The sequence below is a fragment of the Ralstonia pickettii genome (genome assembly GCF_030582395.1).
Classification (GTDB): domain Bacteria; phylum Pseudomonadota; class Gammaproteobacteria; order Burkholderiales; family Burkholderiaceae; genus Ralstonia; species Ralstonia pickettii_D.
In genome coordinates, this window is sequence record NZ_CP104382.1 from 1,268,364 (window position 1) to 1,291,926 (window position 23,563).

Consider the following 23,563-nt stretch of genomic DNA (forward strand, 5'->3'; position numbering starts at 1 on the left):
AAAAATGCGTTTGATGGATAACGGCAGACGGCGCGTTGCGCTGCCTCAGGCAAAGATCCGGGCGAGCGTTGCCAGCTTGCGAAGCGTCAGGTCGGGGCTGCGCCGCAGGTTCCGGATAAGGGCTGCCACGGCTGCCGGCGTCAGCTTCGGCTTGGTGAAGCTGGCCGGCATGGTCTGGCCCCACTGCGACATGGCCTCGCGGCTCACGGGATGAATGCCGGTCGGCTGATCTGCGGTGAAGAGGTCACCGTCGCAGTAGTGCTCGTGCTTGTCGCCCCACGGGTCTTGCCAGTAATCGAAAATCTGGCTTCCGAGAATGTGCCGCCCCAGCCCCCAGGCGTGCTTCCACCCCTGTTCGCGCAGCATGCGGTGCCCCATGCCGACGGCATCGGCGTCGATCAGCTCGAAGGCGCTGTGGCTGTACTTCGAAACAAACCCCTGAGCCAGCGCGAGCGTGTGGTGATCGGCCGGCGTGTCGCCCAAATCCAGCCGCATGAATGCAACCGCAGGGGAGCCGTCCGGCAACACCTGCACGTCGCTCGGTATGAAACCGAAATGCTGCGTGTACCACGCGCAGGTGGCCTGAAAATCTGCAAGCTCCAGGACAACGTGCCCGAGGCGAATCACCTCGGGTGTGCTCACGGGCGGCCGTTGCGTTTCGTTGATGCGCAAGGGGGCATCCACTGAGTTGAACGGCAACGGTGAACGGTGCGGCAGCTCGGCTGCGGGCGCCTGGCCGGCAATGGCGTCTACGCGGAACCCGGACGGATCAACAAGCCGCACGCGCTCGCCACCGCCCGGCCACGCCGATGGCTCCACCGACGATGCCCCGGGCAGTTTCGCCAGGGCATCCAACGCTGTGCGTCCGGCAACCTGCAACCCGAAGCCGGCAAACGCGGCTTTTGGCGCCTTGCGCACGACATAGCAGAACGGCGCCGCGCCGGTTCCGCGCAAGAGCAATGTCGCCTCATCGCGCCGCACCGTCACGAGACCAAAGTCATTGAGGAACCGCTCGGCGCGTTCGAGATCGGGCCGATCGAACATCAGGTAGGCGAGCGCCAACGCCTTTGTCGTCGGTTGGGGATGACGAGCGGGCTGTGCTGTGGTGAGTTTCATGGCAAGACACTCAGGCGGATTGAACGGCGGCGGCAGTGGCGGGCTCTGGCTCGGGACGGGCACCGAGCATCGCCAGGCTCTCGCTGACGAGGCGGTCAGCATCGGCGGCTGGCCCGTCATGGACGACCGTGCGGTCCGGGCGCACGACGGCGGCCCAGCCAACGGGCACCGCATCGGGAAGGAACGTGCCGTTGAGGTCTTCCCAAACGCCGGGCACGTCACGGTGCAACGGCTGCCCACGATGCGCGATCCGAGCGAACGTACCGCCCAGGCGTTCGAATGCGGCTGCCGTTGCGGGCGCCAGCGACGCGCGGGCGTCGCATCCGAAACTGACAAGCGTGTATCCGTGGCCGAACACGTCGTCGCTCAGGCGCGTCTGCCCTTGCGCATTCCTGACCCAGCCCTGCTGAATCACTCCGCCGCGCGTCAGCTTGGTTGACGAGCATCCTTTGACAAACAGGCCGGTCTTGAACGCGTTCTTCGGCTTGATGCGCAGTTCCTCGAACTGCGAGCGCAGGCCGGGCACCAGCCGGGTCAAGCGCATCACGCCGTGCGTCAACAGCGCGATCGGGGCGCTGCGCGGCATCACCAGCTTGCCCATGAATCGCGCGAGATTGATCATGGCTTTCGCGTGCGGGCGGCGCTCCTCGTCGTAGGTGTCGAGTATCCGAGCGTCCGCCCGCCCCTGAAGCACCCAGGCCAGCTTCCAGCTCAGGTTGGCGGCGTCCCGCAGTCCGGCAACCAGCCCCTGGCCGACAAACGGTGGCGTGATGTGAGCCGCATCGCCCACGAGGAAAACCCGCCCAACGCTGAACCGGTCGACGGTTCTGGCATGGAAGCGATACACCGCCTTGCGCTCGATCGTGATGCTGTCAACGTCCGTCCACGGTGCGAGCAACTGGCGAATGCGGCTGTCCGACTCCATCTCTTCGCGGCTCTCGCCCGGCTGAAGCATGAACTCCCAGCGCTCGCGCGCACCGGGGGCGACCATGTGCGGCGTGGGACGCCGGTGATCGCAGAGGAATTCAACGTGGTCGATCGGCTTGGGAACATGTCGCGCGTCGACAATGAGCCAATCCTCGGCATACGTCGTGCCCCTGAATTCCTGGCCGATCAGGTGCCGCACGAGCGAACTCGCACCGTCTGCGCCCACCAAATAGCGGGCGCGGACCCGACGCACCTGCCCGCGTCCGACATCCAACGAGGCCAGTACCCCATCCGGCAGATTCGTCAGACTGAGCAGCGTGGTGCCGAGCGCGACATGCACATTGCCATGTGCCGCCAGACGGGCGCGCAGGCAGCGCTCCAGATCGGGCTGATAGAACGTGACGAGCTTCGGATGACCGTCCAGGCTGCCTAGCGTGTTGACCCGCCCGAATTCGCCCAGCCAGGGCGAATGCATGCGGACATGCGGAATGGCCACCGTTTCGAAATCGCTTTCCCCGATGCCGGCCAACTGCAGGATTCGCAAGGCCTCGTTATCCAGCGCGATGGCACGCGGGGCCATGTAGATATCTGGCGCCTTGTCGATCGCCATCACGCTTACGCCCTCGCGCGCCAGCAGATGGGCCACCATCGCTCCGACCGGGCCGAGCCCCACGACCAGAACATCCACCTGAGATGGCAACGCGCCTGCCGCCTGGGGGCGCGCATCCTCTGCCACGCGTGAACTGGCACGCGTATGTGCATTTGTCTCCACCGCTACTCCATTTCTTGGTCTACGTCTCAGTCAGGCTTCTTTCGCCCTTTTTTTGACATTAAAGTCATCGCTGATGATTTTGTCAATATCGACATTCGAATCTATAATTCCGGCCACGACAAGGACCACCAGACCATCATGGCCACCACCGAGACACGCCGAACTCCGAAGCGCTCCGTTGCGAAGACGCCCACTCCTGCGGCGCCCGCCGCTGACGAACGCGAGCCCCGTGGCGCACGGCGCAAACGGGAAACGCGCGCGCGCTTGCTGGATGCCGCGCTTCGGCTCATGGCTGAACGGGGCATGGAGGGCGTTGCCATCAACGAGATCACCGAGGCGGCGGACGTTGGTTTCGGGTCGTTCTACAACCACTTCGAGTCGAAAGAAGCCATCTACGCCGCGCTGGTAAGCGCGGTGTTCGACGAGTTCGCCGATTCGCTCGACAAGGTGACGGAAGGGCTATCCGACGCGGCCGAGATCATTTCGGTATCGGTACGGCATACGTTGGTCCGGGCGCGGCGCGAGCCTGTGTGGGGCCGCTTTCTCATTCGCGAGGGCTTCTCGGCGCGCGTGCTGACACACGGCCTGGGCCAGCGCTTGCTGCGCGATATCGAGCGCGGCATCGCGGCAAAACGGTTTGTCCTGGCGGATCCGTTCATTACCTTTCTGTCAGTCGGCGGCACCGTGCTGACCGCAATCTCGGCGGAACTCAACTTCTTGGCGCCCGATGCGCCGGCCGCCAACATCGTCAAAGAGTTGGGGTTTTCAGGGGAGCACTTCCCCGAACGTACGGCGGCTGCGCTGCTCCAGACGCTAGGGATCAAACGCGCGGAAGCCGAAAAAGTGGCGGCCCGGCCGCTGCCCGTTGTGGAGATGGCAGACAGCGCAAGCTGATTTGACCGCCCGCGTTGGCGCGCAGGCGTGTATGCGGCAATCTCACGGGGCGGCGGCGCTGACCGCCGGATCCAGGCAACCGGGCATCGGACGCACCACCTGAGACGGTGCAGCAGTGTGAGCCAGCAGGGCCGTGGCTATCTGTGAAGCCAGCGCTTTCAGCGCGCGTCGATGGCCTTGGACCACGCCTTCGATACCGGGGGATACGTCCTCCCGAACGACGCTGCGGCAAGTCAGCACCTCACGGTCTTCCATAGTGCGAATCGACCAGACGGCATCGATCAGGACATGCGAGCCGCGCCACGCATCAAACCGCTTTATATCGACGGCCACGCGGTATGCTGGCCGTCTGCCATCGTATGGAAGGCCGTGCAGGTCGATCGCGCCGGTCTGCAATGCCAGCCCGGACGACAGCGCCCCACGAATCTCATCTGCCACAGGCGAAGCCCAGCGGTCCATTTCCAGGACGTCCACCTGACCTGACCCGGCCTGGACGATCAGACGCCTGCCCGCCACCGACGGCGGCACACGCACCGGCAGCACATCCACCAGGAACGCTTGCACAGGGGCCTGTGCCCGCGCTGCCGCCGCAACGCCATCGGCGGCCACCAGGCTATGGAAGCGCGCCGGCGGCGAGGTGCAAGCCGTCAGCGCCGCGCTGACAACCGCGCCAGCAAGCACGCGGCCAATCGGGGAACGGAACAACTTCACCGCGCATCTCCTTTCTTGCCAAACAGCAGCGACTCCGGGTGGCGCTCCAGGTAGTCCGTCAGCGCATTGAGCGATTGAAGCGTGCGCGTCAATTCCTGCATTGCCTCGTGCACATCCGACTGGAGCGGCGAGTCCTGTCGCAAGGTTGCCTGCGCTGCGTTGAAGGTCTGCTGCGCGGATGCCAGCGTGTCGCGCGCCTGCGGCACCACGTCTGTATCGAGATGACCGAACAGCCGGTTCGCGTTTTCGAGCGTGCCATTCAGGTTGTTGCCAATCTTGTCAAACGGCACCTGGTTGAGTTTCTTCGCGATGTCGGCAAGCTGCACCTGCAGTTCATCCAGCGAATTCGGCACGGTCGGCAGCTCCACCGGCGACCGGTGCACATCGACCGTCGCACGCGGCGCCTTGGGGAACATATCAAGCGCAACGTACAGCTGTCCGGTCAGGAGGTTGCCCATGCGGAGTTGCCCGCGCAAACCCTGCATGACCAAGTGCTGCAGCAGCTCATGGCCGCCCGGCGTGTCCGGCGCAGGAAGCGACGTGTTGGTGCGCCGGCTGAGCCGCGATGGATATAGCGCCATGGTGACGCGCATGCTGAACGTTTTGCCCGTCTCGTCATATTCGATGCCGATATCGGTGACGTTGCCCAGTGCAATGCCGCGCAAATCCACAGGCGCACCCACAGACAGACCGCGCAGCGACTGGTTGAATCGCATGACCACAGTCAGCGGCGCGCCGTCGGGCTCGCGCATTGCGTCCGATTCATCGGACGCCAGCGAGAACACCGCGCTGTCCGGGGGCGGCGGCCCATCCGGCTGGCCTTGGGGCGTCTGGAACGCCAGCCCGCCAACGATGACGGTGGCCAGCGATTGCGTATTCAGCTTCAGGCCGCTGGAATCGAGCCGGAGGTCGACCCCGCTGGCATGCCACCAGCGCGTGTTGGTCCCGACGTATTTGTCGTAGGGTGCGTTGACGAAGACTTTCACCTGCACGCCCGCGCCCTGCTTGTCCAACGCAAAGCCCACCACTTGCCCCACTTGCAGGTGGCGATAGAAGACCGGCGCACCGATATCGACGGAACCGAGCGAGTCGCCGTGCAGCGAGAACTGGCGCCCCTGCTGATCCGTGGTGACGGAAGGCGGACTCTCCAGCCCCACGAACTGGGTCTGGCTGTCTTTGGAGCGCCCGATATCCACGCCGATATACGCGCCGGAAAGCAACGTGCCCAGCCCGGATATGCCGCTCGCGCCCACGCGCGGTCGGACCACCCAAAACCGGGTGTCCTTGGCCGCAAAGCGCTCGGCTTCGCGCGCCAGCTGGATCTTCACCGTCACGCGCTTCAGATCCGGTGTGAGCGAGATGGCTTGTATCGTGCCGATCTCGACGTCCTTGTACTTCACCTTTGTCTTGCCTGCCTCAAGGCCCTCGGCATTGGAAAAGGTGACGGTCACGACAGGGCCTTTCTCGGCGATGGTCTTGGCGACCAGCGCAAGCCCGATCAACGCCGCGATCAGCGGCACGAGCCACACAATGGAAGGAAGCCAACGCCGTGGAGGCGTGATTTCGGGAAGAGGTAGATCGATAGGACGCATTGCTTACAAGGAAGAGAAGGCGGACGGACGGTGTGCGCGAGACCCGCTCAGGAATCGGCGTGCGCGGGTGCTTCGTCGGTGATCGGGTCCCAGATAAGCCGGGGGTCGAATTGCATGGAGGCGATCATGGTCAGGATCACCACAGCGCCAAATGCCAGTGCCCCCGGGCCCGCGGTGATGACAGCGAAGGAGCCGAAGTGCACCAGTGCAACCGTGAGCGCCACCACGAACACATCGAGCATCGACCACCTGCCGATGCGTTCGACGAGGCGATAAAGCCGTGTCCTCTCGTGCGGACGCCATGTCGAGCGCCGGCGTGCCGCGAATACCAGCACCGCAAGAATGGCGAGCTTGAGCATTGGCACCACCACGCTCGCAATAAAGACGACCGCAGCGAGGCCCCAGTCGCCGGAGGTCCAGAAGTACGCCACCCCGCTCAGGATCGTGTCGTCTTCCGAGCGCCCGAGTGAGGTGCTGTGCATCACCGGCAGCAGGTTGGCCGGGATGTACAGCAGCGCGGCAGCCAGGAGCAATGCGGCAGTCCGCGAAACGCTGGCCGGGCGGCGTTCGTGCAGGGCCGTATGGCAACGACGGCACCGCGGATGCGACCCGACGCCATCCCGCTGTTGCACGCTGCCGCACGTGTGGCAGACCACCAGCCCCGCCTGCTTTGCGGAAACGGCCTTGAGCGAGTCCGCCACGAACGGTTCTTTCAACGACGCGCCAGTTCGCAGTTCGCCAGACGGCGCTGCGCCATCCCCACCCTTGATCTCGTCGCACGCATGCCAGAGCCTGTGCGGATCGAAGCGCGAAACCAGCGCCAGAAGCACCGTCAACGCGCCGAAGGCAAACAGGCCTGCACCGGGAATGACGCGCGCGAGGCTGATCATCTTGACCGTCGTGACCAGCACGCCGAGCATGAACACTTCGATCATTCCCCAAGGGCGAAGCCATTGGAGAAAGCGGATGACGAGGCGATATCCGGGCGGCACACTGCCGGCGCGCAACGGGAGCAACACGTAAAGCAACGCGAGCAATTCCATCGATGGGAAAAGCGTGGTGGTGAAAAACACGACCGCAGCCACGACGCCCATGTGTCCCGCCCAAAGTGAGGACACTGCATCAAGCAACGTGGCTTGCGACGTCATCCCCTGGGCCTTGAGGGCAATGATCGGGAAGCACTGCGCGATCACCAGCGTAATGAGCGCTGCCACCGCCATCGCAGCTGCGTTGTCGAGGGTCGGCCGGGCGAGATGGGCGCTGCTCAGGTCGCTCGCACAACGCGAGCATCGGACGTTCAAGCCTTCCAACGGCGGCGGCCGCCGAAACACGCGGTCGCACTCATGGCAGGCAATCAGGTGGGTGGATTCCATGGGCGTGGACGGAGCCAAACGGCATTGCGGGCGAAGCACGGCACTCCACGCGAGTCGCGTGGAGGCCGAGCCCATCCAAAGGCAATGTCAGTCCTTGGCGATCGTCTGGACAGTGTTTGCGGGCAGTTCACCCATGGCCTGCAGCAAGGCAGCCGTGTCGCTCATGCGCCGGCTGGTCGCACGCACGGTGTCGAGCTGCGCGTTCAGGTACTGCAGCTCGCTCGACTGCTCGGCAGATGCGGGCAGCGCGCCCAAGCGGCGGCGCGAGGCGGTCTCGTTGAAGGCCGTACGCGCAGCCGTCGAAGCGACTTCTGCTGAAGCGAGCGTCTGTGCATCGTTCTCCAGCGCGGCGAGCGTGTCGGCAACGTTTTCAAATGCCGACAAGACCGCCGACTTGTACTGCAGGACCGTTGCGTCATACAGCTCGAGCGTGGCGCGGCGGTGCGCCATCAACGCGCCGCCGTGGAAGATCGGCTGACTCAGCCCGGCGCCCACGGCCCATAAGCCGCCCGCCCCCGACAGCAGCGCAGGCCAGCTCAACCCACCCCGACCAAGCGAGGCAGTGAGCGACAGGCTCGGGAAAAGCTGTGCGGTGGCCTCGCCTGCGTCCGCAGACGCTGCCCTGACCGCAGCAGCGGCGGCGCGGATATCCGGCCGGGCGCGGAGCAGATCCGAGGGTACGGCCACAGGCACCTGGTTCGGCAGCGAAAGGCTGCTGAACTCGGGTACCGCAGGCGCTGCATCCGGTGTGCGGCCCAGCAACACGGCCAACGCGTGGATCGACACCGCACGCTGTTGGCGCAACTGCGGCAGCGTCGCCGCCAGCGATGCGGCGCTCTGCGTCGATGCCAGCGCCTGCGCATGCGAGAGCGCCCCCAGCTCGTACCGCCGCTGGCTGTCCCGCGCCGTCGCGTCTGCCACCACAACAAGACGTTCGGTCAAGGCGATCTGCTGGTCCAGCGCAGCCGCATTGATCACGGCGCCGACAATATTCGCCGCGAGGGCACGCCGTGCTGCCTCCAGTTCGCAGCCACGCACATCCACCCGCGCCGCGCTCGCGGCATTGGCATAGCGCGTGGCACCGAACAAGTCGAACGTGTAATGCGCCTGCAACTGCCCAACAAACACGTTGTAGCGCAGCGCTTCGGGGCCTACGCCCGTGAGGTTCGGGGTACGCTGGCGTGCCACCTGCGCCCCGGCGTCCAGGGACGGCAATGTTGATGCACCCACCTGCGCACGCAGTTCCTCCTGGGCGGCGGACAAGGTCTTCTGCGTTGCAGCCAGCGTGGGGTTATTGCGCAGTCCTTCTTCCACCAACGCGTTCAGCGCATCGGAGCGATAGAGCCTCCACCATTGCGGCACCGGCGCGGCGCCCACATCAAACTGCTGGGCAACGCCGGCCGCTTCCACCGTCTTGGCTGGCTGCGAGGTTACGCCGTAATGGTCCGGCGAAGGCGTGGCAGGCGGCACGGCGGTAGGCGCCAGGGAGCACGCCGTGAGAGCGAGCACCGACGTTGCGACAAGCGCGCACGTCATACGAGAGTGTTTCATGATCAATTCTCCAGGGCGGCAGAGCCGGTCGAAGGCAGGTCCCGTTCGTCCGGGCGCACCTTGAAACACGCGGCATACAGCGCCGGCAGGAAGAAGATGGTCAGTACCGTGGCGATGGTGATGCCGCCCATCAGCGCGGTGGCCATCGGCCCGAAGAAGCCCGAGCGCAGCAGCGGGATCAGCGCCAGCACGGCGGCAGCGGCCGTCAGCATGATGGGCCGGAAGCGCCGCACCGTCGCGCCGATGATGGCGTCGAAGCGCTTTTGGCCCGCCGCGATGTCCTGGTCGATCTGGTCGACCAGAATCACGGAGTTGCGCATGATGATCCCGAACATGGCGATCACCCCGAGCAGCGCCACGAACCCGAACGGCTTGCCGAACAGCAACAACGCAATCACCACGCCGATCAGGCCCAGCGGCGCCGTCAACACGACAATGAACGTGCGCGAGAAGCTCTTGAGCTGGATCATCAGCAGCGTCAGCACGGCAATGATCATCAGGGGCATCTCGGCATTGATCGACGTCTGGCCTTTCACGCTCTCTTCCACTGCACCGCCAATCTGGATGCGATACCCCACGGGCAGCTTGGCGCGTTCTGCCGCGAGGGCCTGATCGATGTCACGCGTCACGCCGATGCCCTGCGCGTTGCCGCGCACGTCTGCCTGCACCGTGATGGTCGGCTGGCGATCGCGTTCCCAGATCACGCCGTACTCGAGCTTGTTCTGCACATGCCCAATCGCACCGAGCGGAACCGGGCCGTTGGGCGTCGGCATGGCCAGGCCGGCGAGCTTGGCGGGGTCGACGCGCTCCGTCTTCGGCGCCCGCAGGTCGACGTTGATCAGCTTGTCGCGTTCGCGATACTGCGTGACCGTGTAGCCGGACAGCGTCATGGCGAGGAAGTTGGAGACTTCTTCCGACGTCACCCCCAGCTGGCGCGCCTTGATCTGGTCGATCTCGAACGACATCGAACGCTCTGCCGGTTCATCCCAGTCGAACTGCACGTTCTGGGTGCGCGCGTCGGCACGGACCTTCTCGGCCACCTTGTCAGCGATGTTGCGCACGGTGGCGATGTTGTCGCCACTCACACGGAACTTGATCGGGAAACCCACGGGCGGGCCGTTCTCGAGCTGGGCCACACGGGTGCGAACGCCAGAGAAATCCTTCTCGAGCGTGGCGCTCAGCCACCGCGACAGTGCGTCGCGTTCTTCAACGTTCTTGGCCGTGATGACGAACTGTGCGAAGTTCGGCTGCTGAAGCTGCTGGTCCAGCGGCAGATAGAAACGCGGGGCACCGGTGCCGACGTAATCGACAAAGTGTTCGATCTCCTTTCGACCATCCAGTGCTTTCTCCAGGCGCTTTGCCTCGCGCAGGGTGGCGACAAAAGACGCCCCTTCCGGCAAGCGCAGATCCACCAGCAATTCGGGCCGCTCGGAGTTCGGGAAGAACTGCTGGGGCACACGGGTGAACGCCACCATGGCCAGAGCAAACAGCACGGCCGTGACACCCAGGATTGCCCATCGGCGCCCGATGCAGAACGAGATCCAACCCGACAGGCGCTGATAAAAGCCGGTGTTGTAGATATCGTGCTCGTGGCCATGCTCGGCTGCGCCGTTCTTGTGCTCGGGCAGCATGTGGTAGCCCAGCAGCGGCACCAGCACCACGGCCGCAAACCACGACACGATCAATGAGATGGCCGACACCTCGAAGATCGAACGCGTGTACTCGCCCGTGCTCGATTTGGCGAGCGCGATCGGCAGAAAGCCTGACACCGTCACCAGCGTGCCGGTCAGCATGGGGAATGCGGTACTCGAGTAGGCAAAGGCGGCGGCGCGCAGGCGGCTCCACCCCTGCTCGAGCTTCACGGCCATCATCTCGACCGCAATGATGGCGTCGTCCACCAGCAGCCCGAGTGCCAGCACGAGCGTGCCCAGTGACACCTTGTCCAGCCCGATGCCGAAGACGTGCATGCAAAGTGCGGTCACCGCCAGCACGATCGGGATGGAAATCACCACCACCATGCCAGTACGCAAGCCCAGCGATACCAGACTCACCACCAGCACAATCGCCACGGCTTCACCGACCGAGCGCACGAATTCATCCACGGAGTGCTTGACGGCATGCGGCATGCTGGAAACCGGAGACAGCTTCAGCCCAGCAGGCAGCGTCGCCTGAAGTTCGACCGCCGTGGCGTCGAGCGCCTTGCCGAGGTCGATCACATCGCCGCCCTTCTGCATCGTGACACCAATGCCCAGCACGGCATGGCCGTTGGCGCGCATCTGCGTCACGGGCGGGTCGTCATAGCCGCGGGTGATCTTCGCGATATCGCCCAGCCGGAAGGTGCGCTTGTTCACCGTGATCAGCATGTCGGCCAACGCCTGCACATCCTTGAATGCGCCGGTCGGTCGTACGAACACGCGATCATCGGCTGTCGTGATCGTGCCGACCGGTGCCACGGTGTTCTGTGCGTCGATGGCCTGTGCGATCTGCTGCGGCGTGATGGCGAGCCGAGTCAGCTGCGCATTGGAGATTTCGATGAAGACGTGCTCGGCCGGATCACCGAAGTAGTCGACCTTGGCGACGCCCGGCACGCGCAGCAGGACGGTGCGCAGCTTGTCTGCATAGTCGTGCAGTTGTGCCGGCGAGAAGCCGTCCCCTTCCAGCGCATAGATGTTGGTGTAGACATCGCCGAACTCATCGTTGAAAAACGGTCCGACCGTGCCCTTGGGCAACGTCGCGCGGATGTCGCCCACTTTCTTTCTCACCTGATACCAGGTCTCCGGCACGTCCTTCACGGGAGCGGAGTCCTTCATGGCGAAGAAGATCATCGACTCGCCGGGGCGCGAATAACTCTTGATGTTGTCGACATACGGCGCCGCCTGAAGCTGGCGTCCGATGCGGTCGGTGATCTGCTCCTGGACTTCGCGCGCGGTGGCGCCGGGCCAGTACGTCTGGATCACCATCGTCCGGAAGGTGAACGGTGGATCTTCAGACTGGGCAAGGTGCGTGTAACCGATCACGCCAAAAAGCGTGGCCAACCCAATCAGGAAGATCACCAGTTGCTGGTGGCGCAGCGCCCATGCCGACAAGTTGAAGCCGCCTTCGTCCGCCTGAGATGCTGACGCCGCCACTGGGGCCGTGCCTTGCACGATTTCGCGATCGTCGGCGCTCATGATGGGAAGTCCTCAGGGTGCAGCGGGGCGACCACTTGCACGTGCTGACCGGCATTGACGGCATGCACGCCCTGCATCACCACGCGATCACCATCGCGCAAACCGGAAGCGACCAGCACGCTGCGCTCGTCGTAGCGCGCGATGGTGACGGGGCGCAATTCCAAGGTATCCGTGTTCGCGCGCACCACCCAGACCGCGGGCTCTTCGCCCCTGTGAAAGAGTGCGGTGACCGGCAGCTTGAACGGGCGCGCGGCTCCCGCGTCGCTCTTCGCATCGAAGGCGATATTGGCGGTCATGCCCATGCGCACCGCTGCGTTCGGCGCCACGAGCGACAGCTTGACGCGCCACGTGCGGCTTTGCGGATCGGCCGTGGGAGACACCTCGCGCACGCGTGCCTCAAAAACTTGCGAGGGCGCAGCCGGGAGGCTTACGCGAGCCGTGCTTCCCACGGTCAGTGAAGACAACGCGCCCTCGGGCGCATCGCAAACGATGTCGACGTCACCCGTCCAATCGAGGTGATAGATCGATTGGCCCGCCTGGACGTTCTGGCCGGTGTCCGCATCCTCCGAGGTGATGACGCCATCGTGGTCGGCCACCAGCGTTGCGTAGCGCAGGCGATCGCCAACGAGTGCGGCCTGTGCCCGCGCGGAATCGCGTCGCGCAAGCGCGGATGCGTAGGCGTCCTGCGTCTGCTCCATCTGTGCCGGCGCAATCAGGTTCGCCTGCGATTGCGCACGGTCGCGGTCAAGCTGTTGCTTGGCGAAGACGAGCCGATGTTCGGCAGCTTCCAATTGCGCCCGCGCATTGGCGAGGTCGTTGCGCAGATCCGACTGATCGAGCATCGCCAGCACCTGACCTTGCTTGACGGTATCGCCGATGCGCACGCGACGCTCGACCACTTTGCCGGCAACACGGAACGACAGCGGTGTGGAGTACCGCGCCTGCACCTGGCCCGGCAGTGTGTTGGCAACGGCGTTGCCGTCCGGATGCAGCGTCAGCGCAACGACCGGCTTGGGGGCGCTGACCAGGGTTTCGCTGTGGTGGCAGCCCGCGAGCAGCACGGCGCAGCAGGCGGCAATGAAAAGAGGCGCTCGTTTGGAACGCCCGACAACGGAGAGGTGGGGGCGCGCTGTCGTTTGCGCATGTCGACCAGGATGTTTCACGATGTTTCCAAGCAAGTGATGGCCTAACGAACAATGGGTAACGCACATCCCGCAGCCGCGCTTCTTCTGCGCGGTCGGCTCTCGGGCTACGCGTCACGGAACTCGGATGTCGGGTACGCGAGTCGCCTGTCTCCACGGCGTTCAGGAACCACTTCTCGGCAATTGGCTGCACTCAGCTGGCAAGCCATGGCGGACGGCTCTCTGGCCTTTGTCGCCGGGCGCTTGCCCCATCACCGCGTCCTAACTCAGGGCACATGACCCTGATCGACCCTACATTTCGACATTAAACTCATAACTGATAAACTTGTCAACTATGACGTGAGCCACTATCATCAGGGATGAAAACACCATTCCAAACCCCTATGCGGAACCTCACGAATTGCGTGAAAGAAGGCGGCCGCCAGCGGCGCGGTGCGCGTCGCAAACAGGAAACACGGGCTCGTCTGCTTCAGGCGGCGCTATTGCTGTTGTCTGAAAAAAACATCGAGCGCGTCGCCATCAACGAGATCACCGAAGCCGCCGATGTGGGCTTCGGCTCGTTCTACAACCACTTCGAATCGAAGGAAGGCCTCTTTGCCGCCCTGATCGACTGGGCGTTTGAAGACTTTGCCGACAGGCTGGATGCCATTGCGCATGGCCTGACCGATCCGGCCGAAGTCATCGCCATCGCGGTCCGTCACACACTGCTGCGGGCGCAACGCGAACCGGTCTGGGGCCGGCTGCTGATGCGCGAAGGCGTGTCCACACGCGCCCTGACGCGCGGCCTCGGTTTGCGCCTGCTGCGCGACAGCAAGCGCGGGCTTGCGGCCAAGCGCTTTGTGGTGGCCGATCCGTTAACCAGCGTGCTTTCCGTAATTGGGACAGTGCTCGCCGGTGTTGCGGCGGAGCTGCACTTTGCGGCGACCGCGGCCGTTTCCGGGCGCGACCACCCGGCCGCTGCGGTGCGTGTCGAGCACCTGGCCGAACGTGCGGCCGTCTTCGTGCTCCAGGCGCTTGGAGTCAAGCGCCCTGAAGCAGAAAGAATTGCGCAACTGCCCTTACCCGCAGTCGAAGACGGTGACGCGGCACACGCCGTCTAAGCCCTCGCATTGTCTGGCGAGGGCGCATGGATCAGGCTTGATAGAGCGCGCTCGCCAGATAGCGGTGGCGCAGTTCCCGCAGCGCGGCTGCAAGAATGGCACTCGCAGGCAAAGCCAGTAGCACGCCGAAGAACCCGAACAAATGGCCAAAGGCCAGCAATGCAAAGATCACCGCCAATGGGTGCAAGCCAATGCGTTCGCCGATCAGGCGCGGCGTGAGGAAGACGTTCTCAACGATCTGGCCGAGGCCATACACCACAGCAACAGCGCCGATACCGTAAAGGTCGCCAAACTGCAGCGCGGCGGCCAATAGGGCAAGCGCAAGGCCCACGGCAAATCCGACATAGGGGATGAACACCGCAAGACCAGTGAACAAGCCCAGAGGCAATGCAATCTCGAAACCGGCCAGCGTCAGGGCGATGGGGTAAAACGCGGCCAGCACGACCATCACCAGGAGCTGCCCGCGCAGGTATTGCGAGAGCATCCGGTCGATGTCGATGACGAACGCCCGCGTCCTGGCGAGCCATCGGCGCGGAACAAGGCTTTCCATGCGCCGAAACATCTGGTGGCGGTCGTAGAGCAGATAGAACAACACCAGCGGAACGAGCACCACGTTACCCACCACGGTCAACATTGCGTTGCCGCTTGAGCGCAGGTATTGCCAGATGGCAAGGGCATACGTGCCATCGTCACCATTGCGCGGTCCGGCCAGCAGATCACGTAGATGTGTTAAATCCAGGTCGACACCAAGCCCAAGAACGGCCAGCTTCGGCTGCAGCCATGCATTGAGGTTGGCAAGCAACACAGGAATCTTTGCCTGGAGTTGCGGACCCTCGGTCTGGACGACCGCAAACATCAGCGTAACGAGCAGTGCGGCCATCGCCGCAAAGCACAGGATCATCGCCAACGCTGCGAGCCAGCGGGGCACGCGGTGCCGCGTCAGCCACTCCACCCGGGCTGCAGCATGTAGGCGATGAGCGCGCCAAGCAGGAACGGCGTCAGCACGGGCCGCAATGCCCACATGAGGACACCGACGGCAAGCGCGACAAGGCCCCACAACCAAGCCTGGCGCCGGATCAGAGCGGGCACCAGCGTTCTCGATAAACGCGCATGCCCCCGGTGATCGACATTGCACCGTTCGCAAGGGCCAACAACGGTGCCTGACCGAGAAGACGAAACCCGCAACTCACTTCTCCTCAAAGTACGCGACGGTGTGGTCAATGAATGCCCTGACCCTGGCGGGCACCAACGTTCGGCTCATGTAAGCGAGGCGAACCTCCGCTGCGGTATCCAGGATTTCATGTTCGCCAAGCAACCGGACGAGGCGCCCTTCGCGCAGATCGTCTTCAACCAGCGCCAACGGCAACAGCCCCATGCCGAGTCCGGCCAGCACGACTTCACGGTTGAATGCGGCGTTGTTCGAGGTGATTTCGTATTGCAATGGAACCACGAGAGGCGCTCCATCCGCGCGGAAGGTCACGATGGGCTTATGCACCGAAGGCGGCACGGTCACGAAAACGTGGTCCGACAGGTCAATCGGGTGACGCGGGTGCACATGCGATTCCAAGTAGTCAGGTGCAGCCACGATGGCCAACGGCAAGCGCAGCAGCATACGAGGCACGGCCAGATCGGTTGCCAGCATGAAGGGCAATACCAGGCCGATGTCGTACCCCTCCGTTGCAAGATCGACAACACCTTCCGCCAATGTCACCTCCACCATGAGGTTCGGGTGCATCCGCTTGAACGACGACACCAGCTCAGCCAGCCACGCAGATGTTGCTGTCGTATGGGCGACCAACCGCAGGACGCCGACAGGTAGATGACCCTGGCTGCGCGCATCCGATTCAAGGCAGTCCAGATCGTCGAGCACACGGCAGCAGCCGTCATAAAACCTGTGCGCCGCGTCCGTCAGCGAAAACTGCTTTGTGGATCGGTGAAAGAGGCGCGCGCCGAGACGCTCCTCCAGAGCTGTCATCGCCCGTGAAACGACGGATGGCGATACACCAAGCATCTGCCCCGCCCGCCTGAAATTCCTGACCTCAACGATCGTACGGAAGAGCCGCAAGCTCTCGAAATGATCCATATGCACCTCGAACAAGGCTCGCCGGTCGGCGTACGTTGATGCGGCAGTTGCCTGAGACGTTGAGCGCACTGAACCGCCCGGCAGTCGCCTGCAGCCTGTTTAAGGCTCGTTCCGCCGCGAGTCTGCGTAATCTAGTCATAATTGATAACTTTGTCAACTATGATGATTTATGGACAGCGGGAAAAATTTCGCAGGGGAATAGTTTCGGGGCGCAAGCGCTTCCTCACGCGTCGACTGCGACGAAGCGTATGCAAGGAGAAGATTGATAACGCCGGGGCCGTTCGCTCGTGAGCCCGACCACGACCGCGGCGATTTAACGACGCCAGCTACACAGTGGCGCGTCGCTGTACGCCGACGGTGTGAGATCAGCCGGCAAGATCGGCGGGTGTGTCGACATCGCGCAGAATGCCCGCGTCATCGGACGCAATGCGGATGAGCTTGGCAGGGTCGACCAGTCGGCGCGCCCCCTCGTCACCGTCGAGCGATGTGAGGCCCGCGAAAAAGTCGGCGCCGAAGCCCATTGGGTGGCCCCGCTGCCCCGCGTGAAAAGGTGCAACGCAATGATGCGGATCGAGTGCGTTGGCGACTTGGGTGATGGTTTCGCAGGCAATCCACGGCATGTCGGCCAGGGCGATGATCCACCCGCCGGCTTGCGGGCGCGCAGCCACACCGGCAGCCAGACTGGCACCCATGCCGCGTGCGGCATCGGCACAGCGGAGGACTTCGCAGCCTGCTTCGCCTAACAGTGCGGCCAATTGATCGACCTGCGCGCCATGCGTGGCAGCGGCAGGCACTACGGCTACCACATCGCCCAAGGCCTGCTTCAGGTGGCGGGCGGCCTGGACTGCCACGGGCGTGCCGTCGGGCAGCGGGGCAAGCAGCTTGTTGACCACGCCCGCTGCATCAAAGCGGCTGCCGCGGCCTGCAGCCAGCAACACACCAACAACAGGCCGCTGCGGCATCAGACCACCTCGGTCTTGAGCGTGACTTCCACGTTGTTACGCGTGGCGTTCGAATACGGGCACACCTGGTGCGCCTGGGCCACCAGTTTCTCGGCATCGGCTTGCGACAGACCGCTGATCCGTGCGGTCAGGCCCACCTTCAGGCCGAAACCGCCCTCCTCGCGCGTACCGATACCCACGTCGCAGTGGATCTCGATGTTGCTCGGATTGAGCTTGAGCATGCTCTTCGCAACGAAGTCGCACGCCGAGCCGAAGCACGCTGCGTAGCCGGCGGCAAACAGGTCTTCGGGCGTAGTGGTGTTGGGCTTGCCGGGGCCGCCCATGGCCTTGGGCACCGACAGGTCGTGCGAGACCTGGCCGTCTTCGGTTTGCGTGTGGCCGTTGCGGCCGCCTGTGGCCTTGGCGTGGGCGGTGTACAGGATATTCAATGCCATGACATGCTCCTCCGGTGGGTGAACAACGCAATCGCGAACGCAAGAATCGGTCCGCAAATCTGGGAGATACGAGGCTGCAAGAACAAGAAAGCCGGCACACAGGACTGCATGCCGGCTTCCATCTCATCACACGATGATGACAACTAGACCGTATCGAACGGCAGCTTGCGCTGACGCTTGCCGGTCAGGGTGAACAACGCGTTGGCCACAGCCGGTGCAATCGGCGGCGTGCCGGGTTCGCCCAGGCCGGTCGGGTTGTCTTCCGATGGCACGAAGAACACGTTCACCGGCGGCGCGTCGGGCATGCGCACGGGCGGGAAGTCGGTGAAGTTGCTGTTCTTGGTGGCGCCGTTTTCGATGTCGATGGCAAAGCCGGGTTGAATCATCGCCAGGCCGAACACGCAAGCGCCCTGGATCTGCGCTTCCGCTCCCATCGGATTGACCACGCGGTTCGCATGCACGCCAGCCGTGACGCGATGCACGCGCGGCTTGCCCTGATCGACGGAAACCTCAACCACATATGCCACCACCGATTCGAACGACGCATGCACCGCCACGCCCCAGGCCTGGCCCTTGGGCAGCTTGCGCTTGCCGTAGCCGGACTTGTCGACGGCCAGTTGAAGCGCCGCACGATGGCGCTCGTGCTCCTTGCCGGTAAAGCGGGCCAGGCGGAAGGCCACGGGGTCTTGCTTGGCGGCATGCGCCACCTCGTCGACCATCGTTTCCATCACGTAAGCCGTATGCGTGTGGCCCACGGAACGCCACCACAGCACCGGCACGTTCACGTCCGGATGGTGCACCGTCAACTGCATCGGGAAGCCGTAGTCGTTTTCGATCACGCCCTCGACCATGGTCTCGTCCACACCGTTCTTGACCATGAAGGCTTCAAACGGGGTGCCCTTGAGGATCGACTGGCCGACGATCACGTGATCCCAGCCGACGACCTTGCCGCTGCTGTCCACGCCCACGTTGACGCGGTGCAGATGCATCGGGCGGTAGTAGCCGCCGCGGATGTCGTCTTCGCGGCTCCAGATCACCTTGACGGGGCCGTTGTGTCCGGCCGCCGCATAAGCCTTGGCCACATTGGCGGCTTCCACCACGTAGTCCGACGTGACGATCGCGCGCCGGCCAAAACCGCCGCCCGCCATCATCGTGTTCAGCTCGATCTTCTCGGGCGATACGCCGAGCACCTTGGCGATGGCACCCTGGTCGATGGTCTGGAACTGCGAGCCGACCCACACCTTCGCACCCGTGGTCTTGCCGCCGTCCTTCTGCAGATCGATCGTGCAGTTCAGCGGCTCCATCGGCGCGTGCGCGAGGTACGGGAATTCGTAATCGGCCTGAATGCGCGTTGCGGCGGATTGGATTGCGCTCACGTCGCCAGCCTTGGCCACCGTTCCGGGCTGGCCGGCGAGCTTCTTGTACTCCTCCATCAGCGCCGGTGTGGACACCGTCGAGCCGGCGTCTTCCCACGTGACCTGCAACGCATCGCGGCCCTGCTTGGCTGGCCAGTACCCGTCGGCAATCACGGCCACACCCGTGCCGCCACGGTCGGTCGGGATCTGCAGCACATCGACCACGCCCTTCACCGCCTTGGCCGCCGCTGCGTCGTACTTGGCCACCTTGCCGCCAAAGCGTGGCGGGCGGGCCAGCACCGCCACCTTCATGTTGGGCAGGCGCGTGTCGAGGCCAAACTTGAGCGAGCTGTCGAGCTTCGCGCGCGCATCGAGGCGCGGCGTCGGCTTGCCGACAATGCGGAACTGCGACGGATTCTTCAGCGTGACCTGCGCCGGCACCGGCAGCGCCATCGCCGCCTGGGCCAGTTCTCCATACGTGGCGCGGTGGCTGCCCGACGTGACCACGCCATTGGTGGTGCGGCATGTCGACGGATCAACCTTCCATCGTTCGGCTGCCGCAGCGATCAACATCGCCCGGGCACGCGCGCCCAGCTCGCGGTATTGCTGGAACGAGTGGTTCAGCGCGGTCGAACCGCCCGTCATCTGGATGCCGAAGCCGGGGTCTTTGTACGGGTCGCCCGCGGGCGCCAACATGCCGCGCACGTTGCGCCAGTCCACGTCGAGTTCTTCGGCCAGCGCCATCGGCAATGCCGTGTGCACGCCCTGACCGAATTCGAGCCGGTTGACCGCCACGGTGACCGTGTTGTCCGGGGCAATGATGATGAACGCCTGCGGCGGCGAAGGCGGCTTGGCCTTGGCGTCCTGCGCGCCGGCCAGCATCGGCGCCACACCCAGCGCCAGACCGCCGCCGGCCAGCGTCGTGAGCTTCAGAAAGCTGCGGCGATCGAGCGTTGCCGGCCCGGCATCCGCAGACGCCGCCTGATGTTGCGCGCCGCCACCGGCCAGCGCTTCAAGATTTCGAATACGCATCGTGAATTCTCCGGTGGGGCTCAGGCCAGCGATTTCGCCGCGTCGTGAATGGCCGCGCGAATGCGCTGGTACGTCGCACAGCGGCACAGGTTGCCGGCCATCGCGCTGTCGATATCGGCGTCGGTCGGCTTCTTCTTGGTGCGCAGCAAACCCACCGCGCTCATCATCTGGCCGCTCTGGCAGTAGCCGCATTGCGCCACGTCGTGCTTGACCCAGGCGTCAAGCACGGCCTTGCCGACCTTGTCATCGGCGATGTGTTCGGACGTGGTGATCTGCTGGCCGGCCACCGCAGAAATCGGCAGCACGCAGCTGCGCGTCGGCTGGCCGTTCAGATGCACGGTGCAGGCGCCGCACGACGCGACACCGCAACCGAATTTCGTGCCAGTCAGACCGAGGTTGTCGCGCAACGCCCAGAGCAGCGGCGTCGACGGATCAGCATCAACTTCCACCGGTTTACCGTTGATGTTCAACGTGACCATTGTGGGATTCTCCTTGTGGGGCGTGAGGGAGTCTTGCCGTTATAAACCCCTTGATATAGCGGGCTGGCGGCATGGACGGGGTGTATTAAAGCAGGTTCGGATGGGTTCTGCTGGCGCCCACATCACATGGCTTCTGGCGGGCTGCACACGTTTTCGTCGGCTCTCGGATCCGGTGTTTCGTCTATCCCAAAAAACCGTCCGGAATCCGCCCACGCAGCTTGACAACACCCCGGCGCCGCCATCACTATCGCCAGATGCATTCTCAGCAGACCAACCTCCGTACCGCTCCTGCCCGCACCCTCTCGTGCGTGCGCGGTCTGCTATCCGCTTCTCTACTACGCGTGTAAGCGCGTAGACCTCTCTTTCCCCCTCGTTCCGGTGTTTGACCGGTCCGTGCCCTAAACGGCGACGGGCCTTGTGTGTGGCGCAATCCGTGCGCCGAATCGTTGGAGCCTCTCATGCCTGCCTCGATCCTGTTTTCGCTACGACTACCGACCGGTTGCCAGACCACGCGCCCGTGGCTGTCTGGCCGCCACATCCCGACCCCGATTCCGGCCACCCCGGACGCCGCCCGCGCGGCCGTCCCCGTTGTACGAAACCGATCTCGATCTCGCAGGACGCACTCACCATGTTGAAGAACCCCGCCACCAAATACCGCCCCTTCCCCGCCATCGCCCTCACCGATCGCACCTGGCCCAACAAGACCATCACCCGTGCTCCGATCTGGATGAGCACGGACCTGCGTGATGGCAACCAGGCCCTGTTCGAGCCGATGAACGCCGAGCGCAAGATGCGCATGTTCAAGATGCTCGTGCAGATCGGCTTCAAGGAAATCGAAGCCGCTTTCCCCGCCGCCTCCCAAACCGATTTTGATTTTGTGCGCGAGCTGATCGAGGGCGGACACATCCCCGACGGGGTGGCTATCGAAGTGCTCACGCAGGCGCGCGAAGACCTCATCCGCCGCACGATGGAATCCCTGCGGGGCGCCAAACGCGCCATCATCCACGTCTACAACGCAACGGCGCCGGTGTTCCGCCGCACGGTGTTCAACACCGACCGCGAAGGCGTCAAGCGCATTGCGGTGCAAAGCGCCAAGCTGATCCGCGAGATTGCGGAAACGATGCCCGAGACGCAGTGGACGTATCAGTACAGCCCGGAAGTCTTCAGCGGCACCGAACTGGACTTCGCGCTGGAGGTGTGCAACGCGGTGACCGAAGTCTGGGAGCCGACGCCCGAACACAAGATCATCTTCAATCTGCCTGCCACGGTGGAGATGGCCACGCCAAACATCTATGCCGACCAGATCGAATGGATGCACCGCAACCTGGCGCGCCGCGATTCGATCATCCTCTCGGTGCACCCGCACAACGACCGCGGCACGGCCGTGGCAGCCGCTGAGCTGGCCGTGATGGCCGGCGCCGATCGCGTGGAAGGTTGCCTGTTCGGCAATGGCGAGCGCACCGGCAACGTGGACCTCGTCACGCTTGCGTTGAACCTGTACTCGCAGGGCGTGGATCCGGAGCTGGATTTCTCGCACATCAATGACGTGGCACGGACCTGCGAAGACTGCACGCAACTGCCGGTGCATCCGCGCCATCCGTACGTCGGCGATCTGGTGTTCACGGCATTCTCGGGCTCGCACCAGGATGCGATCAAGAAAGGCTTTGCGGTGCAGAAGCCCGATGCGCTGTGGGAAATGCCCTACCTGCCGATCGACCCGGCCGACGTGGGCCGCACGTATGACTCGATCATTCGCGTGAACAGCCAGTCGGGCAAGGGCGGCATCGCCTATCTGCTGGAATCCGGCTATGGCGTGGCCATGCCGCGCCGCCTGCAGGTGGAATTCAGCAGCACCGTGCAACAGCTGACCGACCAGAGCGGCCGCGAAGCCACCGGTGCCGACATCTGGGCGTTGTTCCAGCAGACCTATCTGCGCGGCGATGGCGCGATCGGCTACGTATCGCACCGCCTGACCGAGCGCGATGACGGCAGCCAGCATATTCGCCTGGTGGTCAATATCGCCGACCGCGAGCACATCTGCGAAGGCTCCGGCAACGGGCCGCTCGATGCGCTGGTGCATGCGCTGTCGCACGTACTCGCAGCGCCCGTGTCGGTCCATCACTACGAGGAACGCGCACTCGGCCAGGGTGCCAATGCCGATGCCATCGCGTTTGCAGAAATGGCCGCGCCGGGCGTGGCGGGCAGCGTCTTCGGCGTGGGCGTGGATGCCAACCTGACAACGGCGTCGATTCGCGCCGTGGTGGGCGGCGTCAATCGTTTGATCGCACGCGCCGGTAACGGCTTGCTGCGCAGCGGCAAGAGCGCGGCAGAAGCGGTGTAACGCACAAGTCGGGCTCACACAGTGGAGCGCGAGTTGCTAAATTGAAGAGATGAGGCTCGGGCCGCGCCCGGGCTCATCCCTTCACAAGCGCGCCAGCGTGCACATCCACTGCCACAGGAGAACCGACATGACCACTCGTCCGACCGCGAAAGAGAATGCCAAGCGTTTTGCCAGTGTGATCCAGGCGCTGCAGGCATGCGAGGCCGCTTGCACTCACTGCGCGACGGAATTCGGCAAGAACGGCCACGCCGAAGCCATGGCGCGCTGCATCGGTGTGTGCACGGATTGCGCCGAATATTGCGCCCTCACGCGCAAATTCCTGGAGCGCAACAGCGAATTTGCAGAACTGCTTCTGGAAGACTGCGCCGAGATCTGTTCCCAATGCGCGGAAGAATGCGATCATCACGGCCAAGGCCACTGCAGCGCCTGTGCAACGGCCTGCCGCGCCTGCTTGGACGCCTGCCTGAAAGTCGCCGGCGTCGAAGCCATCACCGCCGAGCCGACTGTCTTCTGATTCTTTTTTTTCAAC

17 protein-coding genes and 1 pseudogene are annotated in these 23,563 nt (G+C 64.1%); 4 read left to right on the forward strand and 14 right to left on the reverse strand.

Annotation, left to right across the window (positions count from 1 at the left end; genetic code table 11):
- Nucleotides 1–45: 45 nt before the first annotated feature.
- Nucleotides 46–1,116 (reverse strand): VOC family protein, encoded by a 1,071-nt coding sequence (locus N5B55_RS22445; RefSeq protein ID WP_304540116.1) that lies wholly within the window; start codon nt 1,114–1,116, stop codon nt 46–48.
- A 10-nt stretch (nt 1,117–1,126) separates the two neighbouring features.
- The gene (locus tag N5B55_RS22450) at nt 1,127–2,815 is read right to left on the reverse strand and encodes a bifunctional 3-(3-hydroxy-phenyl)propionate/3-hydroxycinnamic acid hydroxylase (protein WP_369812441.1); all 1,689 of its coding nucleotides are present in this window, start codon (nt 2,813–2,815) and stop codon (nt 1,127–1,129) included.
- Nucleotides 2,816–2,953: 138 nt separating this feature from the next.
- Here N5B55_RS22450 and N5B55_RS22455 point away from each other — a divergent pair, with 138 nt between their 5' ends.
- Nucleotides 2,954–3,709, forward strand: coding sequence for a TetR/AcrR family transcriptional regulator (locus tag N5B55_RS22455; RefSeq protein WP_065858606.1), 756 nt, complete (start codon nt 2,954–2,956; stop codon nt 3,707–3,709).
- Between the two features lie 42 nt (nt 3,710–3,751).
- Here N5B55_RS22455 and N5B55_RS22460 read toward each other — a convergent pair whose 3' ends face one another.
- The 6 genes from N5B55_RS22460 to N5B55_RS22485 form a co-directional block, all read right to left on the reverse strand.
- Nucleotides 3,752–4,420, reverse strand: a complete 669-nt coding sequence (locus N5B55_RS22460) for a PqiC family protein (protein WP_304540117.1) — start codon at nt 4,418–4,420, stop codon at nt 3,752–3,754.
- Nucleotides 4,417–6,012 carry a PqiB family protein gene (locus N5B55_RS22465; protein ID WP_304540118.1) on the reverse strand — a complete coding sequence of 532 codons (1,596 nt, stop codon included), beginning with the start codon at nt 6,010–6,012 and terminating at the stop codon, nt 4,417–4,419. Before N5B55_RS22465 ends, N5B55_RS22460 begins: the two co-directional genes overlap by 4 nt.
- Before the next feature lie 47 nt (nt 6,013–6,059).
- A complete protein-coding gene (locus N5B55_RS22470; protein WP_304540119.1) occupies nt 6,060–7,385 on the reverse strand; it encodes a paraquat-inducible protein A in 1,326 nt (441 codons plus the stop codon).
- 87 nt (nt 7,386–7,472) lie between these two features.
- Nucleotides 7,473–8,936: an efflux transporter outer membrane subunit gene (locus N5B55_RS22475; RefSeq protein WP_178961336.1), complete on the reverse strand. Its 1,464-nt coding sequence runs from the start codon at nt 8,934–8,936 to the stop codon at nt 7,473–7,475.
- Between the two features lie 2 nt (nt 8,937–8,938).
- Nucleotides 8,939–12,106: an efflux RND transporter permease subunit gene (locus N5B55_RS22480; RefSeq protein ID WP_304540120.1), complete on the reverse strand. Its 3,168-nt coding sequence runs from the start codon at nt 12,104–12,106 to the stop codon at nt 8,939–8,941.
- On the reverse strand, nt 12,103–13,269 hold the full coding sequence (locus N5B55_RS22485) for an efflux RND transporter periplasmic adaptor subunit (protein WP_304540121.1): 1,167 nt from the start codon (nt 13,267–13,269) through the stop codon (nt 12,103–12,105). Before N5B55_RS22485 ends, N5B55_RS22480 begins: the two co-directional genes overlap by 4 nt.
- A 362-nt stretch (nt 13,270–13,631) precedes the next feature.
- Between N5B55_RS22485 and N5B55_RS22490 the strand changes: the two genes are divergently transcribed.
- Complete coding sequence (locus N5B55_RS22490; RefSeq protein ID WP_304540122.1) at nt 13,632–14,348, forward strand: TetR/AcrR family transcriptional regulator; 717 nt, start codon at nt 13,632–13,634, stop codon at nt 14,346–14,348.
- 31 nt (nt 14,349–14,379) lie between these two features.
- Here the strand turns inward: N5B55_RS22490 and N5B55_RS22495 are convergent.
- The 6 genes and pseudogenes from N5B55_RS22495 to N5B55_RS22520 form a co-directional block, all read right to left on the reverse strand.
- Nucleotides 14,380–15,371 (reverse strand): annotated as a pseudogene (locus N5B55_RS22495) (AI-2E family transporter).
- 163 nt (nt 15,372–15,534) lie between these two features.
- On the reverse strand, nt 15,535–16,431 hold the full coding sequence (locus tag N5B55_RS22500; RefSeq protein ID WP_304540123.1) for a LysR family transcriptional regulator: 897 nt from the start codon (nt 16,429–16,431) through the stop codon (nt 15,535–15,537).
- Nucleotides 16,432–16,796: 365 nt separating this feature from the next.
- Nucleotides 16,797–17,393 carry a nucleotidyltransferase family protein gene (locus N5B55_RS22505; protein WP_304540124.1) on the reverse strand — a complete coding sequence of 199 codons (597 nt, stop codon included), beginning with the start codon at nt 17,391–17,393 and terminating at the stop codon, nt 16,797–16,799.
- Nucleotides 17,393–17,827, reverse strand: coding sequence for an organic hydroperoxide resistance protein (locus N5B55_RS22510; protein WP_009240025.1), 435 nt, complete (start codon nt 17,825–17,827; stop codon nt 17,393–17,395). Before N5B55_RS22510 ends, N5B55_RS22505 begins: the two co-directional genes overlap by 1 nt.
- Before the next feature lie 143 nt (nt 17,828–17,970).
- Nucleotides 17,971–20,214: a xanthine dehydrogenase family protein molybdopterin-binding subunit gene (locus N5B55_RS22515; RefSeq protein ID WP_304540125.1), complete on the reverse strand. Its 2,244-nt coding sequence runs from the start codon at nt 20,212–20,214 to the stop codon at nt 17,971–17,973.
- 20 nt (nt 20,215–20,234) lie between these two features.
- Nucleotides 20,235–20,693 (reverse strand): (2Fe-2S)-binding protein, encoded by a 459-nt coding sequence (locus N5B55_RS22520; RefSeq protein WP_004631388.1) that lies wholly within the window; start codon nt 20,691–20,693, stop codon nt 20,235–20,237.
- A gap of 628 nt (nt 20,694–21,321) precedes the next feature.
- Here N5B55_RS22520 and leuA point away from each other — a divergent pair.
- Entirely contained in the window at nt 21,322–23,034 is a 1,713-nt protein-coding gene (leuA, locus tag N5B55_RS22525; RefSeq protein WP_304540126.1) for a 2-isopropylmalate synthase, read from the forward strand.
- A gap of 127 nt (nt 23,035–23,161) precedes the next feature.
- Nucleotides 23,162–23,548: a four-helix bundle copper-binding protein gene (locus tag N5B55_RS22530; RefSeq protein ID WP_009240028.1), complete on the forward strand. Its 387-nt coding sequence runs from the start codon at nt 23,162–23,164 to the stop codon at nt 23,546–23,548.
- The last annotated feature ends 15 nt before the right edge of the window (nt 23,549–23,563 follow it).

Coding starts and splice junctions, on each gene's coding strand:
- N5B55_RS22445 (WP_304540116.1), bottom strand. CDS start 1,116: ATGAAACTCACCACAGCACAGCCCGCTCGTCATCCCCAACCGACGACA.
- N5B55_RS22455 (WP_065858606.1), top strand. CDS start 2,954: ATGGCCACCACCGAGACACGCCGAACTCCGAAGCGCTCCGTTGCGAAG.
- N5B55_RS22465 (WP_304540118.1), bottom strand. CDS start 6,012: ATGCGTCCTATCGATCTACCTCTTCCCGAAATCACGCCTCCACGGCGT.
- N5B55_RS22470 (WP_304540119.1), bottom strand. CDS start 7,385: ATGGAATCCACCCACCTGATTGCCTGCCATGAGTGCGACCGCGTGTTT.
- N5B55_RS22475 (WP_178961336.1), bottom strand. CDS start 8,936: ATGAAACACTCTCGTATGACGTGCGCGCTTGTCGCAACGTCGGTGCTC.
- N5B55_RS22480 (WP_304540120.1), bottom strand. CDS start 12,106: ATGAGCGCCGACGATCGCGAAATCGTGCAAGGCACGGCCCCAGTGGCG.
- N5B55_RS22490 (WP_304540122.1), top strand. CDS start 13,632: ATGCGGAACCTCACGAATTGCGTGAAAGAAGGCGGCCGCCAGCGGCGC.
- N5B55_RS22500 (WP_304540123.1), bottom strand. CDS start 16,431: ATGGATCATTTCGAGAGCTTGCGGCTCTTCCGTACGATCGTTGAGGTC.
- N5B55_RS22505 (WP_304540124.1), bottom strand. CDS start 17,393: ATGCCGCAGCGGCCTGTTGTTGGTGTGTTGCTGGCTGCAGGCCGCGGC.
- N5B55_RS22510 (WP_009240025.1), bottom strand. CDS start 17,827: ATGGCATTGAATATCCTGTACACCGCCCACGCCAAGGCCACAGGCGGC.
- N5B55_RS22515 (WP_304540125.1), bottom strand. CDS start 20,214: ATGCGTATTCGAAATCTTGAAGCGCTGGCCGGTGGCGGCGCGCAACAT.
- N5B55_RS22520 (WP_004631388.1), bottom strand. CDS start 20,693: ATGGTCACGTTGAACATCAACGGTAAACCGGTGGAAGTTGATGCTGAT.
- leuA (WP_304540126.1), top strand. CDS start 21,322: ATGTTGAAGAACCCCGCCACCAAATACCGCCCCTTCCCCGCCATCGCC.
- N5B55_RS22530 (WP_009240028.1), top strand. CDS start 23,162: ATGACCACTCGTCCGACCGCGAAAGAGAATGCCAAGCGTTTTGCCAGT.